Origin of the sequence: uncultured Collinsella sp., assembly GCF_959026545.1 — a bacterium.
In the GTDB taxonomy this organism is placed as follows: Bacteria; Actinomycetota; Coriobacteriia; order Coriobacteriales; family Coriobacteriaceae; genus Collinsella.
The window spans coordinates 20432-38499 of the sequence record NZ_CAUFLV010000011.1; the positions used below are offsets into that span (position 1 = coordinate 20432).

Annotated in this window: 16 protein-coding genes and 1 tRNA gene; all 17 read left to right on the forward strand. The window is 60.9% G+C overall.

The window, feature by feature from the left end:
* Positions 1–145: 145 nt before the first annotated feature.
* The 17 genes from Q5Q88_RS06325 (at position 146) to rbr (ending at position 17933) form a co-directional block, all read left to right on the forward strand.
* The gene (locus tag Q5Q88_RS06325) at positions 146–2038 is read left to right on the forward strand and encodes an ABC transporter ATP-binding protein (protein ID WP_302742424.1); all 1893 of its coding nucleotides are present in this window, start codon (positions 146–148) and stop codon (positions 2036–2038) included.
* Entirely contained in the window at positions 2031–3995 is a 1965-nt protein-coding gene (locus tag Q5Q88_RS06330) for an ABC transporter ATP-binding protein (RefSeq protein WP_302742354.1), read from the forward strand. The genes Q5Q88_RS06325 and Q5Q88_RS06330 overlap by 8 nt, the downstream gene beginning before the upstream one ends.
* A 224-nt stretch (positions 3996–4219) precedes the next feature.
* The gene (locus Q5Q88_RS06335) at positions 4220–5773 is read left to right on the forward strand and encodes a PTS transporter subunit EIIC (protein WP_302742356.1); all 1554 of its coding nucleotides are present in this window, start codon (positions 4220–4222) and stop codon (positions 5771–5773) included.
* A 175-nt stretch (positions 5774–5948) separates the two neighbouring features.
* Entirely contained in the window at positions 5949–7298 is a 1350-nt protein-coding gene (locus Q5Q88_RS06340) for a 6-phospho-alpha-glucosidase (RefSeq protein ID WP_294121634.1), read from the forward strand.
* 107 nt (positions 7299–7405) lie between these two features.
* Complete coding sequence (locus tag Q5Q88_RS06345) at positions 7406–7645, forward strand: hypothetical protein (protein ID WP_118652361.1); 240 nt, start codon at positions 7406–7408, stop codon at positions 7643–7645.
* Positions 7646–7700: 55 nt separating this feature from the next.
* Positions 7701–8399, forward strand: coding sequence for a MurR/RpiR family transcriptional regulator (locus tag Q5Q88_RS06350; protein ID WP_294159974.1), 699 nt, complete (start codon positions 7701–7703; stop codon positions 8397–8399).
* Positions 8399–9184: a helix-turn-helix domain-containing protein gene (locus Q5Q88_RS06355; protein ID WP_118652365.1), complete on the forward strand. Its 786-nt coding sequence runs from the start codon at positions 8399–8401 to the stop codon at positions 9182–9184. The genes Q5Q88_RS06350 and Q5Q88_RS06355 overlap by 1 nt, the downstream gene beginning before the upstream one ends.
* 222 nt (positions 9185–9406) lie before the next feature.
* A complete protein-coding gene (locus tag Q5Q88_RS06360; protein WP_118652367.1) occupies positions 9407–10669 on the forward strand; it encodes an MFS transporter in 1263 nt (420 codons plus the stop codon).
* A 124-nt stretch (positions 10670–10793) separates the two neighbouring features.
* On the forward strand, positions 10794–11444 hold the full coding sequence (locus Q5Q88_RS06365) for a QueT transporter family protein (RefSeq protein WP_255413654.1): 651 nt from the start codon (positions 10794–10796) through the stop codon (positions 11442–11444).
* 83 nt (positions 11445–11527) lie between these two features.
* Positions 11528–12712, forward strand: a complete 1185-nt coding sequence (locus Q5Q88_RS06370) for a glycosyltransferase (RefSeq protein WP_118652369.1) — start codon at positions 11528–11530, stop codon at positions 12710–12712.
* A complete protein-coding gene (locus Q5Q88_RS06375; RefSeq protein ID WP_302742363.1) occupies positions 12712–14118 on the forward strand; it encodes a sensor histidine kinase in 1407 nt (468 codons plus the stop codon). Before Q5Q88_RS06370 ends, Q5Q88_RS06375 begins: the two co-directional genes overlap by 1 nt.
* Positions 14119–14189: 71 nt before the next feature.
* Positions 14190–14924, forward strand: a complete 735-nt coding sequence (locus tag Q5Q88_RS06380) for a LytTR family DNA-binding domain-containing protein (RefSeq protein WP_302742365.1) — start codon at positions 14190–14192, stop codon at positions 14922–14924.
* A complete protein-coding gene (locus Q5Q88_RS06385; protein ID WP_118652373.1) occupies positions 14924–15379 on the forward strand; it encodes a YfcE family phosphodiesterase in 456 nt (151 codons plus the stop codon). The genes Q5Q88_RS06380 and Q5Q88_RS06385 overlap by 1 nt, the downstream gene beginning before the upstream one ends.
* Positions 15380–15465: 86 nt before the next feature.
* Positions 15466–15543: transfer RNA gene (locus Q5Q88_RS06390), tRNA-Asp, on the forward strand.
* Positions 15544–15776: 233 nt separating this feature from the next.
* Complete coding sequence (locus Q5Q88_RS06395; protein WP_118652375.1) at positions 15777–16262, forward strand: Rrf2 family transcriptional regulator; 486 nt, start codon at positions 15777–15779, stop codon at positions 16260–16262.
* 26 nt (positions 16263–16288) lie between these two features.
* Positions 16289–17248, forward strand: a complete 960-nt coding sequence (locus Q5Q88_RS06400) for an adenine glycosylase (protein WP_302742369.1) — start codon at positions 16289–16291, stop codon at positions 17246–17248.
* Positions 17249–17393: 145 nt separating this feature from the next.
* Complete coding sequence (gene rbr / locus Q5Q88_RS06405; protein ID WP_118652379.1) at positions 17394–17933, forward strand: rubrerythrin; 540 nt, start codon at positions 17394–17396, stop codon at positions 17931–17933.
* Positions 17934–18068 lie beyond the last annotated feature (135 nt).

Sequence of the window (18068 nt, forward strand, 5' to 3'; positions counted from 1 at the left end):
GGGACGCACGCAGGGCACCTGCTCGTAAACAATCTGATGCATCGCTCGGCCTTTCGTGGCCGGCTGTATAATACGTGCCGATGCACCTAGGCGCGGCGGTGTTTTGCGAATTCGTCTGCGCAACGAGTCCATGAGGGTCATCTACATGATTGGATTGCTCAAACGGTTTGGCCGCCCTTTTCGCCGAGAGCTGACGCTTGGACCGGCAAGCAAGCTCATCGAGGTCATATTCGACCTGCTTACGCCCCTTGTTGTCGCTCTCATGATCGACCGCGGTGTGGGCGAGCGCAATGTCGGTGTACTGCTCGCTTATGGGGCATTGCTCGTGGGTATGGCGCTGGCGGGCTTCGCCTCCACGCTCATCTGCCAAAAAATGGCCGCCCGTGCCTCCCAAGGGCTCGGTACCAGCATGCGCGACGCGCTGTTCGCGCATATCAACTCGTTTTCGTATGTCGAGCTCGACCGTTTTGGCACACCGTCGCTCATTACGCGCATCACCAACGATATCAATCAGGTCCAGCTCGCCATCGCGCTCGCGATTCGCCAACTCACACGCTTTCCGCTTCTTGCAGTTGGCTCCATGGTGGCGGCCCTGCTCATCGATGCCAAGCTCGGTCTGATTTTCCTGATTTCAACGCCTCTCATTGGGGCGATCTTTTGGTTTGTGATGGCGCGTTGCATCCCGTATTTCAAGCGCATGCAACGGCAGCTCGACCAGATTGGCCTGGTTACGCGCGAGGGTCTGTCGGGGGCGCGCGTCATGCGCGCGTTTGTACGTGAGGACTACGAGCGAGAGCGCTTTTGCCACACCGCGGTTGACCAGGCGAACACCGCCATCGCCGTTGGACGTTTGTCCAACGTGCTCAACCCGGCGACATTTCTCGTGATGAACTTGGCTGTCTGTGCAATCCTATGGGTCGGCGGCATCCAGGTAAACGTGGGCGCGCTCACGCAGGGTCAGGTCATGGCGTTCGTGAACTACATGACGCAGACGCTGCTTGCCATTGTCTATGTGGCGAATTTGGTGGTCGTGTTCACCAAGGCGAGCGCGAGCGCCGGGCGTATCGAGGAAGTGCTCGCGTGTGAGCCGAGCATGTGCGATGCCGCCGAGCGGGCTGGCGGGGACGATACCGGATCGGGGTGCACGGCGGGAGCTGTTGGCGAGGCGGCCCCTGCTTGCGAGACGGCCCCCATTGGCACGGCGAGCCCTACCGGCACGACGAGCGATGTGCTCTCCGGAGGCTTTGATCCGAGCGTCCCGGCGATCAGACTTTCCGGCGTCTCTTTTGCCTATCCGGGCAGTGCGGAGGACGCGGTGCACGACGTGACGTTCGAGGTTCCGCGCGGCGGCACGCTCGGCGTGATCGGCGGTACGGGCTCCGGCAAGTCGACGCTGGTGAGCCTTTTTCCACGTCTGTACGATGTTGCGCGGGGTTCTGTTGAGGTGTTCGGCCGCGATGTTCGCGCGTGGCCGCTTGGGGAGCTGCGCCGCGCATTCGGTTTCGTTCCCCAAAAGGTCGAGCTGGTGAGTGGCACCATTCGGTCGAATCTTCTGTGGCGCGACCCGCTCGCCTCAGACGCTGATCTGTGGAGGGCTCTTAAGACCGCTCAGGCGGAGGACTTTGCGCGCGCTCTTCCCAAGGGCTTGGATGCGCCTGTCGAGGCGGGGGGAAAGAACTTCTCGGGCGGTCAGCGCCAGCGCTTGACCATTGCTCGTGCGCTTGTTGGCGCGCCACCGCTGCTCATCATGGACGATTCGACCTCGGCACTCGACTTTAAGACCGATGCCGCGCTTCGCAGGGCGATTCGCATGCTCAGTGATGCTGATTCAAGCGTGACCACGGTGGTGGTGAGCCAGCGGGTGTCTTCGGTGCGCGGCGCCGACCTCATCTGCGTGATGCGCCATGGCCGTGCGGTCGGTGTGGGCACGCATGAAGAGCTTATGGCGACGTGCGAGGTGTATCGCGAGATCGCTGAGTCCCAGTTGTACTCGGATGCCGCTGCATCGGCGGCGGAGGAGGGGGGCGCACATGCCTAATCCGTATGCCTCCACGGCCGGAGCCTCCACCATCACGGCGACCGTATCGGGAAATGACAACCTGAATGATTTTCGCGATTCCCGCGGTGGCGGCAATTCCGACCGTGCGCAAAAGCCGATGGGGACGGCTCAAGTCGCTCGCCGCATCTTCGCCTACGTACGTCCGCATATCCTGCTGTTCGTGGCATCGTTCGTGTGCTCTGCGCTTTCCGTCGTGCTGCAGCTTTTCGTGCCCATATTGATCGGGCGTGCGATCGACCTGATTGTGAGTGCGGGAAGGGTGGACATGGCGGCGCTTGTGCCGCTGCTCGCGAGGCTTGCGGCAACCGTTCTCGCCGCAGCTGCGTTGCAGTGGGTGCAGGGTGTGTGCGTGAATCGGCTCTCTTACACCACCGTGTGCGATCTGCGCATCGAGGCGTATGACAAACTCACGCGCATGCCTCTCTCGCTCATCGACCGCCATCCCCACGGTGACTATATCTCGCGTGTGGTGAACGATGTGGATCAGGTGGGCGACGGTCTGCTGCAAGGTTTGACACAGCTGTTCAACGGCGTGGTGACGGTTGTCGCCACCCTCGCCTTCATGCTCGCGACCTCGGCTCCCATGGCGATTGTCGTTGTGCTCGTCACGCCGTTTTCTGTGGTCGCGGCGGGCGCCATGGCACGGTTTGCGGGGAAGAGCTTTACCGCCCAAATGAGCATTCAAGGCGAGCTCTCGGCATATGTCGAGGAGTATGTGGGGGCGCAGCGCTTGGTGAGCGCCTTTGCGTATGGCGAGCGCGCGCAGGAGGGCTTTTCATCCATTAACCGCAAGCTTTACGCGGCGGGTGAGCGCGCTCAGTTTCTCAGCTCGCTTGCCAATCCGGGGACGCGCTTTGTCAACAATTGCATGTATGCCGTTGTGGCGGTTGTGGGCTTTGTGGGCGTGGTGACTGGTTTCCCTGCGGTGCTCACCGTTGGCGACGTGCAGGTTTTCCTCTCGTACGCGAATCAGTACACTAAACCGTTCAATGAGATTTCGGGCGTCGTTACTCAGATTCAAGGCGCTTTTGCTTCGGCACGCCGGGTATTCGCCCTGCTCGATGCTCCCGAGGATGACATGGGGGAGAAGCCATTCGACCTTGATTCGAACGACGGGGCAGCGATGGATTCCGCGCGCAACTCTGTCGTTTTGCACGACGATTTGGCTGCCGACCCCGGGGCCAGCCCTCAGGGTGGCCCCAAGGGCGACGTTGTCTTTGATCACGTCGACTTCTCCTATGAGCCCGACCACCCGCTACTCCAGGACATCTGTCTGCACGCGCGCCCGGGTATGCGCATGGCACTTGTGGGCCCCACGGGCTGTGGCAAGACAACGCTCATCAATCTGTTGCTGCGTTTTTACGATATCGATTCGGGCGAGATTCTCGTTGACGATAGGCCTATTGCCTCGTATTCCAGGGTGGACCTGCGGCGCATGTTCGGCATGGTGTTGCAGGAGAGCTGGTTGTTCGAGGGTACCGTACGCGACAATATTTCGTACGGCCGGCCGGACGCCACACGCGAGCAGGTGGAGGAGGCCGCACGCCGCGCCCGCGCCGATGCGTTCGTTCGAGCTCTGCCCGACGGCTACGACACGGTGCTGCCCGAGAACGGCGGGTCGCTATCGCAAGGTCAGCGCCAGCTGCTCTGCATCGCGCGCGTCATGCTCTCCGACCCCGCCATCCTCTTGCTCGATGAAGCCACCAGCAGCATCGACACCCGAACCGAAATGCAGGTCCAGGCGGCATTCGACGAGCTTATGCAGGAGCGTACGAGCTTCGTGGTGGCGCATCGCCTGAGCACCATCCGCAACGCCGATTGCATTCTCGTGATGTGCGATGGCCACATCGTGGAACGTGGCACGCACGACGAACTGCTCGTCGCCGGAGGTTTCTACGCCGAGCTCTACAGCAGTCAGTTTGCGCCTGCCGAGTAATATCGTTCGCGCTTTCGTCTAGCGCAAGGGCGCGAACGGCGGAAAAACTTCGGTGAGTGGCAATCTTGTTGGACAAGATTTCCATTTCTGTGGAACCGTACACGCCATTCCTTAAAGCCCCTTGGTATTTCGTAATCTCCCGTATCCTGCAACCAGCTGCAGCACGCGAAGAATCGCCTCTTCGCATATGGTCAGTTCCCATATAGATTTCGGGAGGGAATGGGATGAACCTCGACATTCAAGGTGCGATGAAGCGCTTCTCCGGCGCCATCATCAAGCCCGTCATGTTCCTCGCGGTCGCCGGTATCTTGCTGGCGGTGAGCGTTATCCTCAAGATGGAGGGCATGCCCGCGCCTGTGGTTATGCTCGGCCAGCTCATCTACACCTGTGTCAACTCCGGCGTGGTCGGCAACCTCGGCCTGATCTTCTGCATCGGCCTCACCTGCGCTCTCGCCAAGAAACGCGCCGGCGACGCGGCGGTCATCGCCGCCTCGACCTTCTTGGTCTTCCTGTATGCTAACAACGCCTGGCTCACCAACAACAACATGCTCATCGATCCCGCCGGCGGCCTGTATGGCACCGGTCAGGGCGTCGTCCTGGGTATCCAGGTCGTCGACATGGGCGTCTTCATCGGCATCATCCTCGGCTGCCTCAACGGCTGGGTGTTCAACAAGTTCTGCGACACCAAGTTCCCGGAAGTCTTCAGCACCTACGGTGGCACCAAGTTCGTCTTCCTCATCGCTATCTTCATCGCCGGCGTCCTCGGCGTCGTGATGTGCTACGTGTGGCCGGTTGTCAACGGCTGGATCAACGGCCTGCAGGATTTCATGTACGGTACCGGATACGCCGGCCAGTTCGTCTACGGCTTCCTGAACAAGCTCCTGATTCCCACCGGCATGCATCACCTGCTGTGGATGCCCTTCATGTACTCCGCCGTGGGCGGCACCGCGCAGATAGCCGGTGAGGCCTACGCGGGCTCCTACAACATCTTCATGGCCGAGCTCGGCAACGCCTCCGCAATTACCGCTATGGACCCGTCCATCCGCTTCAGCCTCCTCGGTTTCGGCAAGTGGTTCGGCACCGTCGGTACGGTCCTCGCCTTCATCTCGGTTGCCAAGCCCCAGCATCGTGCCCAGGTGCGTGCCATGCTCGTTCCCGCGGCGCTCGTCGCCATCCTCGCGGGCATCACCGAGCCCTTCGAGTTCATGTACCTCTGGGCGTCTCCGATCCTGTTCGTGGTCAACGCCGCCCTCGACGGCCTGTTCCAGTGCATCCTGTTCGCCTCGGGCTTCCGCGCGCTTCTCACGGGCTTCATCGAGACCGTTCCCGGTCTCATCGCCCTTCCCGCCGAGCTGTCTCAGTGGTTCATGGTGATTCCCGTCGGTGCCGTGGCGATCGTCGCCTGGTTCCTCGTCTTCCGTTTCCTCATCCTCAAGCTCAATCTGGTTACCCCGGGTCGCGAGGACGATGACGAGCTTCTCGACGAGGCCGATGGCTCTTCCAGCGCAGCCCTCGCCTCAGGTATCTCCCCTGAGAGCGTTCAGGTCATCATCGATGGCCTCGGCGGTGCGGCGAACATCAAGAGCGTCATGAATTGCTTCACCCGTCTGCGCGTCGACGTGGAGGACATGTCCCTCGTCGACGAGGACAAGATCAACGAGTACAAGAACTCCGGCATCGTCCACGGCGGTCCGAACAACATCCAGATCGTCATCGGTCTGAAGGTCCAGGACGTGACTGAGGCCGTGAAGGCCGCCCTCGGCATCAAGGACGAGTAGTCCCAATCGCCGAGTTTCCGGCCGGGTGCGCAGCCCTCTGCGCCCGCACCCGGCGCTCCACCCACGGTAATCATGGGACGCGCGCCCGAATCTGAACGGACGCGTGATACAAGGGCGCGTGCCATCGCGCCCCGTCCCAAGGCATAGGTCAGAACTTACAAGGAGAAGAAAGACCATGAGCAAAGAGCAGTTTGTCGTCACCATCGTCGGCGGCGGTTCCCGTTACACCCCCGGCATCCTCAAGATGCTGGTCGCCGAGAAGGATCGCTTTCCGCTGTCCAAGGTCGTCCTGTACGATAACGAGTACGAGCGCAACGCCAAGATCGGCGAGTACGGCCGTATCTTGATGAGCGAGTACTATCCCGAGTGCGAGGTCGTGGACACCACCGATCCCGAGACCGCCTTCACCGGCATCGATTTCGCCTTCATGCAGATCCGCGCCGGCCGCCTGAAGATGCGCGCCTCCGATGAGCACATCGCCCTCAAGCATGGTTGCATCGGCCAGGAGACCTGCGGAGCCGGCGGCTTCGCCTACGGCATGCGCTCCATCCCCGCCGTCTGCGACATCATCAAGGACATCCGCAAGTACTCGCCCGAGGCCTGGGTCCTCAACTACTCCAACCCCGCCGCGATCGTCGCCGAGGCCACCAAGCGAGTCTTCCCCGGAGACAAGCGCATCATCAACATCTGTGACATGCCGGTCGGCATCATGAACCAGTACGCGGATGAGCTCGGCGTCCCCCGCAACTCCATCGAGGCCCGCTACTTCGGTCTTAACCACTACGGCTGGTTCACCGCGATCCTCGACAAGAAGACTGGCGAGGATTACCTGCCTCGCCTGCGCGAGATCTTCTCCGAGGACCTGCCCGAGGACGCCTTCTCCGACATCGATCCCAGTTGGTCCGCCACCTTCCACTTCATGCGCAAGATGGTCCGCGAGTGCTCCGACGGCATGATGCCCAACACCTACCTGCAGTACTACCTGTACCGCGATCACATGCTCGCCCACGAGGACCCCAACCACACCCGTGCCGACGAGTGCATGGAGGGCCACGAGAAGCAGATCTTCGAGATGGTCGAGGAGGTCATCGCCAACGGCAAGCTCGAGGGCACCAAGCACGCCTTCACCATCGAGAGCCTCAAGGACGACGACCACGCCTCCTACATCGCCGACCTGGCCTACGCCATCTCGCACAACACGCATGACGTGTTCCTGTGCATGACCGAGAACACGGGCATCATCCCCAACTTCTCCGAGAGTGCCATGGTCGAGGTTCCCTGCATGATCGGCGCGAACGGCGTGGAGCCCCTTAACGTCGGCGAGATCCCGACCTTTCAGAAGGGCTTGCTCGAGAACCAGTTCGCCTACGAGAAGCTCACGGTGGACGCGTGTCTGGAGGGCAGCTACCGCAAGGCCCTCGACGCGTTGACCCTCAACCGCCTGGTGGGCGACACCGATCGCGCCCGAGCCCTTCTCGACGACTACATCGAGGCCAACAAGGGTTACTGGCCCGAGCTGAACTAGCTCATGAGGGCGCGGGGTCGCGTTCCCCTCGACACGGCACGGAGTCGATGGGGGCGGCCTCGCGCCTTTTTGTCCGGTGGGCGCCGTCCCAAAGAGGGGAATCTGCAATGAACAAGGTGCGCGACCTTTGGAACCAATACGAATGTCTGGCGCCCAGGCGCAAGGTGGGGATCGCCCTGGAGATCGCGGCAGGCATCTGGTACCCTCTCGCGGGCATCGTCCTGTGGCTGTTCTTCAAGATCCGCAAGTCCGCGCCTGTGTTCAGGGCAGCGCCGCTTTCCGGCGCCGTCCTCTCCCTCGCGCTCTTTACGGTACAGTTCTTCGTGGGTGCCGCACTTACCGCATAGTCATATGGGTAATTCGGGGCGCCGGGGGCACACCGCAGTCGAAGGGGCAGGGCACATGGTCGGGTTGACGCCGCTTGAGCGTGACATCATCCAATTGCTCACGCAGCATATCTCCTGCAACGAGGAGATTTCCCTCACCGAGCTCGCCGAGGAGTGTCATGTTGCGAAGAGCACCGTGGTCAAGGCGGTTCAAAAGCTGGGATACGGCGGATTCGGCGATCTGACGTACAACATCCGCCTGAACGCCCAGAGCGCAGGCGGCCTTCTTCCCCGCAGACCCGTCTCAGGTGATGTAGATGACCAGGTCGACCGGCTCTCCCGCCTGCTCTGGTCCTGCCGGGACAAGCACAGCATCCTGTTCTCCGGCGACCATCGCATCGGGGCGCCGCTCTCGTCGTACATGTGCCGCAAGCTCGCCATGTTCGGGATCTTCGCGAGTGCGTCCTATGACTACCTCATGGTCGAGCACCATGCCCTCGACCCGGGGACGGCGATATTCTTCTTCCACCGAGAGCTGCCGGGGCGAGCGAATTGGGGCCAGACCTCCGGGTACGGCGAGGGGATGCTGCGCGCCGCGCGCGATGCGGGATTCTCAATCGTGGCGTTTTCCGACGACCCGGAAAAGTCGACACGAGTGCAGGCTGATCTTTGCATCGCGATTGATAGTCGGGATGATGCGGGCGGGGATCTATACATGACGCGCGTTCTTATGGTGTTCGAGATGGCTCTCGCGCGCATTTCAAAGGGGCTGTAATGCTGCAGGATAACGAGCGGATCGTGTATGCGGCCGTGCGGGACTTTGCCAAGAGGGGAGAGCGACCGACCATCGCCGCTGTTGCGCGCATGACTGGCGTGCCGCGTTCGAGCGTCGCACACGTCGCTGATACGCTTGGCTATCATGGCTGGATTGATTTCACTACGCAACTCGTTAGGTACTTCTCCTCGTTTCAACGTGAGGATGCACTTTCCGATAGTGTTCAGCTTGTGGCATCGGTCCTATCCGTCAATCGGGATCGTCCCGTATTGATTGACGCGATTGGCGATGCGGAAGTATTCATCCAGATAGGCCTGTTACGGATGTGTGAAGTGGGTTTTCACGCAATGCCGTATGGACCCGGTGTGGTTGAGGCGCTATCACCGTATCCGGAAAAGATGTCTAAGAGGTTTCTGGATAAGGATGATGCTGCGGCAGCACCGTCAATGCGCGTGCTGAAGGGTGGCACCGGGATTGTTGGTCCTGACATTGCGACGCAGCCTGCTGCCGCGGGCGTCCTCATCGTGGTCAACGAAAGCGGCATGTCCCTGCTGCCAACCTGCCTCAAGGCGGCGAGCGGCGGGTTCGACATCATCGCCATAACGGCGAGCCACGACACCCCCGTCTCCAAACTCGCAAAGGTCAACGTCGTGATTAAGAACAACAAGTCGACCCCCGAAGCCTACGAGCCCAACTACTTCGCCGCCGGCGTCCTGGCGTTCATGGAGCGAGTGTTCAGCAGGGTTTCGCAACGGCCTCTATGCTCTGAAAATTGCAGTATCTAGCTGGGCGATCTGCAAAATACGAAAATATTAACGGTCAAAACCTGCAAAATTCCGATATGTGTAGTCGCCGTACCCAGTTTGCTGGTCTGGACCGCTACGAGCTCTTTACCGGCACTTGGCGGAATCCTGACCTGAGCGACACGCGTGCTGCCGTATCATGCACTTATCTATGTGTTGAGACCCCGCGCGCAATCGTGGCGGGGGAAACGGGGAGTTACCGCCATGGCACTCAAATACACCAAGCTCGAGCGCAACTGGGTCATGTATGACGTGGGCAATTCGGCCCTTGTGTTGCTGAACACCTCGGTCGTGCCCATCTACTTCAACGCCATCAACACGGGCGCGCATCCAGCCGAGTTGGTGACTGCTTGGGCGAATGCGCAGACCATCGCCTCGCTTGTGGTTGCGCTGCTTATGCCCATTCTCGGCTCCCTTGCCGACTACGCGGGCAACAAGATCAAGTTCTTCACGGGCTTTTTCCTTACGGGTTTGGTGTTGTGCCTCGCCCAGGCCATCCCCATGAGCGCGGCGGTGTTCCTGGTGGTGTACGTGCTGTGCACCATCGGCCTCAACTCATCCATGACGTTCTACGACGCCATGCTCACCGACGTTACCACCGATGAGCGCATGGACTCCGTCTCGAGTTCCGGCTATGCGTGGGGCTATGTGGGCTCCACCGTCCCGTTTATCCTATGCATTGCCCTCATCTTTGGCGGGCCGAGCATCTTGGGCCTCGATACCCTCACCTGCACGCGTTTGACGTTCCTCATCACGGGTGCGTGGTGGCTTGCCTTCACCATTCCGCTGCTGCGTACATATAAGCAGCGTTTTGGCAAGGAGCGCGAGGGCGGCGCGGCGGGCGTTCTACACAATATCGCCCTCACCTTCAAGGGCCTGCTCACCACCATGCGCCGCATTGCGCACGATCGCGTGCTGCTCGTCTTCATGGTCGCGTTCTTCTTCTACATCGACGGCGTTCATACGGTCATCTCCATGGCCACCAGTTACGGAGCTGCGCTCGGCATCGATTCCACCCAGCTCGTGCTCGCGCTGCTCGTCACGCAATTCGTGGCATTTCCATCCGCCATCATCTACGGCAAGCTCGCCGGACGTGTGGGCACGTTGCAGATGATCATCGTCGCGGTCGCCGCTTACGTGGGCATCGTGTTGTTCGCCGCGTTCTTCCTCAAGACGGCCGTGGAATTTTGGATCCTCGCCATCTTGGTCGGCATGTTCCAGGGCGGCGTCCAGGCACTCTCGCGCAGCTATTTTGGAAAGATCATCCCCAAGGAGCGTTCCAACGAGTATTACGGCTTCTTTGATATCTTTGGTCGGTACGCTTCTGTTATGGGAACTCTGCTAGTATCTGTCGTGACCTCGCTCACGCATGATCCTTCTTTAGGAGTGCTTTCCATCGGGATCTTGCTGGTTGTGGGCTTGGTCATGCTAGTAAAGCTCTCCCGAATGCAGGCGGCGCGCGCATAAGACGTCCGGCCTGTATCCCGCGGCACGCATCTCACGCACCGGCCGCCCGGGCGAACACGTACCACCTTACGGAGGGTTTTGCTGGCGTCAGTAAAGCCCTCCGATTTTGTAGAAGGTGGAGAACATGGGCACAAAACAACAGGTTTCTAAAACGGCGGCCTCCGCACGGGAAAAGGTCGCGGGCGCGGGATGGTCGCGCGATCCGCATCATATTGCGCGCGTGGGGATGATCGCCGCCGCGTATGCAGCGTGCACGCTGATCACCATGATGTTCTTGGGGAGCCTCGCATGGGGTCCCGTGCAGTTCCGCGTGAGTGAGGCGCTGTGCGTGTTGGCGCTTTTTACCCCCGCGGCGGTTCCCGGGCTCACCCTGGGCTGCATCATCGCCAACGTTGCCAACATCGCGCTCTCGGGGACTGGCATGCTCGGCATGCTCGATGTGGTGTTCGGCTCACTTGCCACGTTCGCCGGTGCGCTGTTCACCTGGAAAATGCGTGAGCGCCCGCTCATTGCGCTTGTCGGCCCCGTGCTCGCGAATGCGCTGATAGTCCCCGCGTACCTGCCGTTGCTCCTGCAGGGAATCGGCTTCTATACTATTCCGTTCACGTCCATCTCGCTTGATGGCGCCTATCCGTTCATGTATGCCTTCGGGTTGGTGACCACCGGCTTGGGCGAAGCGGTTATCATGTACGTGTTGGGGTACCCGCTCTCGCGCTCTCTGGCAAAAACACCGTTCATCAAGCGCGAACTTGCTCAGGTGGGTACAACTAGGTAATAGATGCGGAAGAGGCGTCGCGTTCCCTCACCAACTGCGCGGTGCGCAGATGTCCTCCCGTGAGTTTCCGGGGAGGGGGCTGCATGAATCCGACAATCGTCATTCCGAGTTACTGGGCAGGCGGACCCGCCGAGCTCAAGTCGCCGGGGGCGTACGACCATTCGTCGGACCTGTCGGCCTCCCGCCCCGAACTTGATCGCTGCTTGGCTTCTCTCGAGCAGGTCCGTCATCTTCCGCGCGTCATCGTGCTGCTGGTATGTCCTCAGCAGGAGACCGAGCGCATCGCGCATCGCGTACGGGACATCATCGATGAGCACCCTACGGTCGACGTGACCCTCGTCACCAATCGCGAGGCATCGTTCATCATGGATCGAGTGAGCCGGATAGCCCCCAATGTGCGCGGAGAGACTGTCTCGCTGCGAGGGTACGGTGCCATACGCAACATGGGTCTTGCCTGCGCGGCCATTCTCGGCCACGACGTGGTGGTGTTCTTGGACGACGACGAAGTGGTTCTGGCGCCCGACTTTATGGACAAGGCCCTGTACGGGTTGGGGCACGAGACGCGTCAGCGTCTGCCCATCCTGGCCAAGAGCGGCTATTTTTACAACAAGGCTGGCTCTCCCCTGGCCGACACCGGCAAGAAAAACGGAATCACCTATCGGTGGTGGACCAAGCGTATCGAGTTCAACCGCTGGATGGAGCGCGCCCTTGCGGGGACGCGCATCTCGCGCTCCAACTACGTCTGCGGCGGTTGCTTTGCCATCCACGCGCGTGCGTTCAAACGCGTGGCGTTCGATCCCTATATCACGCGCGGCGAGGATTTGGACTATCTGTTCAACATGCGCTTGCTGGGAATGGATGTGTGGTTCGACAATGCTTGGGTGGTCAAGCACTTGCCGCCGAGCCAGGTGGAAGAATCCCCGCGCTTCATGCAAAACGTTTATCGCTGGTATTACGAGCGCGCCAAGCTCGCGAGCGCCTCGCGCCGTCCCGATATCAACTCGGTGACCGCCGCCTCGCTCATGCCGTATCCCGGTCCGTGGATTTCGGGAGGTCTAGATGAACGCGTGCGCAAAACCGCGCTCATCCGTTCTATTTTCACCTGCGAGCACCGGGGCTATTGGCATATCTATCGCCGTGGGATTGAGGATGCGCGCGAATACGCGGCTGCCCATGAGACCGATTACCTCAGATTCGTCAGTTTTTGGCCGAGTATTATGGGCGGGCTCGCGGGTGACGAGCGCCTGGTCGCCCTTTTGGAGCGTTGATGACCGAGAATACATCGCCGGAGCACGAGGGCTCCCGGTGCCCACAGAGCCTTGAGGGAATGACCCAGGGCAGCTATCGAGCGGGAATGCTCGACGCGAACGAGGCGCTCAGGCTGCTCGCCGCCCTCGTGGTGTTCAGCATGGTCGGGTTCTTTGGTTATGCAATCCTCAACGGTGTGGAGACGGTCACCACCGTTGCCGCGCTCGTCCTGCTCGTGTGCTTTACGCTTGCGTTCATCTATGTGTTCTTTAGCCCCGATACCCTGCGCTCGCAGTACACGGAGCAAACGCTCGCCGTTGCTTCGGGCATGCTTGAGGACATTACGGGCGGTCTTACGCGCGAGAGCGCCGAGGAGATATGCCGCCGTCTGTTACCCGAGACGCGCGCCATGACCATCGCGGTCACTGACCGAGAGAAGGTGCTTTCGTGCGTGGGCGAGCTCGCCGATGACTTCCCTGCGGGCTCCCCGATTCACACGCCCACGACGCGCTATGTCATCGAGCACGGCATCGTGCAGTCGTTCACGAGCGACATGGACGTCCGCGTCGAGCGCGGGAGCAGGCGCAGCATCCCCGCGGGTATCATCGCACCGCTCAAGATCCGCGGACGTGCCGTGGGAGCCCTCAAGTTCTATTACCGTTCGCCACGGCACGTCAATCGCACGCAGTACGCCCTCGCCTCTGGCTTTGCCGAGCTGCTCTCCACGCAGCTTACCGTATCTGAGCTTGAGCGCCAGGCAGAGCTCACCGCGCGCGCGGAGGTTCGCGCCCTCCAAGCCCAGATTAACCCGCACTTCCTGTTCAACACGCTCAACACCATCGCGTCGCTCACGCGCACCGAGCCGTTACGGGCACGCGAGTTGCTCCGCGAGTTCTCCCAGTTCTACCGCGCAACTCTCGAGAACTCCGGTCAGCTGATTGCGGTCAAACGCGAAATCGCTCAAACGCTGCGGTATCTCAAGTTTGAGAAGGCGCGATTTGGCGAGGACCGCGTTTTGGTCGAAGTCGATGTGGACGAGGACGCCGAGGATGTCCTCATCCCCGCATTCGTGATCCAGCCGCTGGTCGAGAACGCCGTGCGCCATGCCATGCCGGACGAGGGTCCCCTTACGATCCGCATCGCGGTCGAGCGGGCGGGGGAGAGTGCCGTGTCGATTCTCGTGTCCGACGACGGTGTGGGCATGGACGAGCAGACGGCCATGCGCTTGTTCGACCGATCCTTGTCGGCGCCGGACCCCAATGCACCACAGGGCGGTGGAGCCGGCGTGGCCATGCACAACATCTCCGAGCGCATCAAGCGTTTCTACGGTCCCAAATCGCGTACAAGCGTGGAGTCGACTCCGGGGGAGGGCACCACGATTTCCCTTCACCTCGATCTTGAGGGTAGTATGTATGACGAAGGGTAGAATAGGAGCGGACCGTACGGACGGCGCTTCTCGCCGGGTCTCACTCACAGTATGAAAGGTTATCGATAGGTATGCTACGTGCGATGATCGTTGACGATGAGGCACCCGCTCGTTCCGAGCTGCGGTTCTTGCTCGAGCAGACGGGCAAGATCGGCTCCATTATCGAGGCGTCGAGCGTCCGCTCCGCCATTGAGATGCTCATGGAGGCGCGTGTCGATGTGGTCTTCCTTGACATCTCCATGCCCGGGGCTTCGGGACTCCAGCTTGCCGAGGCGCTCTACAAGCTCAAGAACCCGCTGGCGATCGTGTTCGTGACCGCGTACAGCGATCATGCCGTCGAGGCGTTCGATGTGGATGCCGTCGACTATCTCATGAAGCCCGTGGAGGAGGCCCGCCTCGATCGTGCGATCGAGAAGGTCATTGCCCGTGCCAAGCCCGTCGCCACTGCGGAGCCCACTTCCGCCAAGCCCACCAATATCGAGCGCATCCCGGTGGAAAAGGGCGGCCGCAAGGTGCTCATTCCGGTCGACCAGATCCGTTTCATCATGGCGAAGGACGACTACTCCTGCATTTTCACCGAAGACGACCGTTATCTGTCCACGACATCGCTCGCACAGTTCGAGTCCAAGCTCGGGGAGTTCGGATTCTTCCGCGTCCATCGTCGCTACATCGTCAACCTCGCCAATGTCGAGGACGTCGAGACGGTGCCCTCGGGCGCCATCCAGCTCGGCGTGAACGGCGTTGACGAGCGCATTCCGGTGAGCCGCCGGCGCGTGGTGCCGCTCAAGAAGGCGTTGAACCTGTAATGGAGCGGCGTGTCGACATCATCTCCGATACCCATGGCTACCTCGCTCCGGAGCTGCTGCGCGCCATCGAGGGATGCGACTTGCTTATCCACGCCGGCGATATCACATCCGAGAGCAACTACGCGGAGCTCGAGGTGAGCGTTCCCGTTCTGCGCGCGGTTTTGGGCAACAACGATGGTTACTACAACTACGGCCCCGATGTGCCGCGTGTGAACGAGTTCACGTACGAGGGGGTTCGGTTTTCGGTGGCGCACTACGCCGAGGACCTGCCGTTGGCGAGCTCGAACGTTGCGGTGTGCGGTCATACGCATCGGCCGCGCATCGACCGGGTGCATGGGTGTCTGGTGATCAATCCCGGGTCGGCATCGCTGCCGCGTGGCAGACGGGAGGCCTCCATCGCACGGCTTATGGTCGAGGACGGCCGCGTGCTATCTGCCGAGATCATCGACTTATAACTTTTTTTGAAAAAAGTTCTTGCGTGTGAAGTTGAAGTCTGTGTATACTAATCCCCGCAGCAAGGAGCACACGCGAATTGCCGCCTGGGGAGTTAGCTCAGTTTGGTTAGAGCGCCGGCCTGTCACGTCGGAGGTCGCGGGTTCGAGCCCCGTACTTCCCGCCATCGCAATCAAAGCCTCGTCGCAAGACGGGGCTTTTTGCGTTTGTGGTAGAGTTGTGAAGCGATGAATCTGCGCGAGGAGGGGCAGTACAGACCTTTCTCCAAATGCATCAAACACGCTATATTAGTACAATGTCAGTATCGGTGCCGAATGGCGCACTATGCTCGACCACGAGTTTATTTGCCAACCACGCATAACGTCTCGAATAGATTTCGTTTACTCGCAAGGAGAAGAGATGGACATCTCCCGCAAGACCGACTATGCCCTGCGCATGCTTTCCATGTTGGCGGAAGGCGAGGATAGCCTTCTGTCCGTGCGTACGGCCGCCGAGACGGTGGATGTGCCGTATTCTTTTGCCCGCTCCATTCAGCACGGTCTGGTGCAGGCGGGGATTATCGAGAGCCTGCGCGGTGTCCGCGGCGGCATGCGGCTTAAAGTCGACCCCAAAGATGTGACGATTCGTCAGATCGTCGAGGCGGTCCAGGGCCCGCTCGTCATGAACGATTGCACGGCGGAGGACGGGATATGCCCTCGCATGGATGAATGCTGCTATCATCCCCTGTGGATAGGAGCCCAGGAGCTGCTTCGCAATTATCTGGACTCCGTTACGCTCGATGACGTCGTCAATCGACGGCAGCATCCCGCGGTCGACCCCAAGTTCGCCGATCGCTCGCGTTTTCCCGAGTACGCCGGGTGCTCCAGGGGGTGCTCGTGCGTGTAGCCGCATGATCCTCTAAGGAGCTCAAGATGAACATGGACCCCTTCCGCACGCTGGTTCGCACGGAAGGGGTTCGTTTGTATCGAGACCTTCCGTGGCGTCGCACGCGCGACCCGTATAAGATCTGGCTTTCGGAGGTCATGCTTCAGCAGACGCAGGTCGCCCGCGTGGAGACGCGGTGGGCGGAATGGCTCGATGCGTTCCCGAGCGTCTTCGCGCTGGCAGAGGCCGGTACTGCTGAGGTTCTCGCGGCTTGGCAGGGTATGGGGTACAATCGTCGCGCTCTGGCGCTCAAGGCGGCTGCTGAGGAGATCGTTCGCGGGTACGATGGGGTGTTTCCCGCGGGTACGAAGGAGCTCATCGCCTTGCCGGGGATCGGCCCGGCGACTGCGCAGGGCATCCGATCCTTTGCGTTTGACTTGCCAGGGGTCTACCTGGAGACGAATGTGCGCACCGTTCTTCTACACCACCTGTTCCCCGATGTGCCGGGCGTGCCCGATAGGGAACTTGTGCCGCTGGCGGAGGCGACATGTCCCGCAGCTCCCGCATCGTGCGGGGCGGAAGCGGATTGCTTCGCTGGCCAGAAACCGGGCGCCTTGATGGCTGCCGACGCGAGGTCCGCGGACCCCTTCGCTATGCCCCAGGATCCCGATGACACGCCGCGCACCTGGTACTATGCCATGCTCGACTATGGTGCGTATCTCAAGAAGACCGTTCCCAACCCCTCGCGTCGTGCCAAGGCATATACGCGCCAATCGCGATTTGAAGGCTCACGCCGTCAGAAGCGGGCGGAAATCGTGCGCCAGTTGTTGGATGCCCAGGCGCGTGGCGAGCGGGCGAGCACCGCTTCGCTGCATGCCGCCCTCAACGACGTCGAGCGCACTGCCGGACGTCCGCCCGTTGAGGGGGAGCTCGTCGAATCCATATTGATCGATCTCGCCCGCGAGGGATTTTGCCGGGAGTGTGAAGGGGCGTGGGTGATCGTCTAGGGCGATCGAGCGAGCTTTTGCAAGAGCGGGCGCGAGTGGGGTACAAGAGATTTACGGGCGTCTTTGCAGGCGGTCCCGTTGGGGTTCCGCTCGATGTGGCGCATCGACGGCGCCTTTCGATTCCTACGCCACCTAGGAGGTATTCATGGATTTCGAGAATTCCCAGACCAAGAAGAACCTCGAGGCCGCTTTTGCGGGCGAGTCTCAGGCCCACACCAAGTACCGCTACTACGCTTCCAGGGCCAAGAAGGACGGCTTCGTTCAGATCTCCAACATCTTCATGGAGACCGCTCTGAATGAGTCCGAGCATGCCAAGCTCTGGTTCAAGGAGCTGCATGGAGGCGAAGTCCCCGGCACCCTCGATAACCTGCGCGATGCTGCTGCCGGTGAGAATTACGAGTGGACGACCATGTACGACGAGTTTGCCAAGACCGCCGACGAGGAGGGCTTCACCGCTATCGCCGCCAAGTTCCGCGGTGTCGGTGCCGTCGAGAAGGCTCACGAGGAGCGCTACAACAAGCTTGCCGAGCGCGTTGAGAAGGGCGAGGTCTTCACCCGCGAGGGCGTGAAGGTGTGGAAGTGCCTCAACTGCGGTCACCTGCACGTGGGCCCCACCGCCCCCGAGATGTGCCCCGTCTGCGCTCATCCGCAGTCCTACTTCGAGGAGCAGGTCGTTAACTACTAGACCGCAGCGCATATACGCGTGGTTTGGCGGTGCGCCGGAGAGGAGATCTTCGGCGCACCGCCTTATCTTTTGCTTAAGAAATGTGTCGGCTCAAGGGGCATTCCCTCAAGCGTGATTATTCGGTACGATGGACTG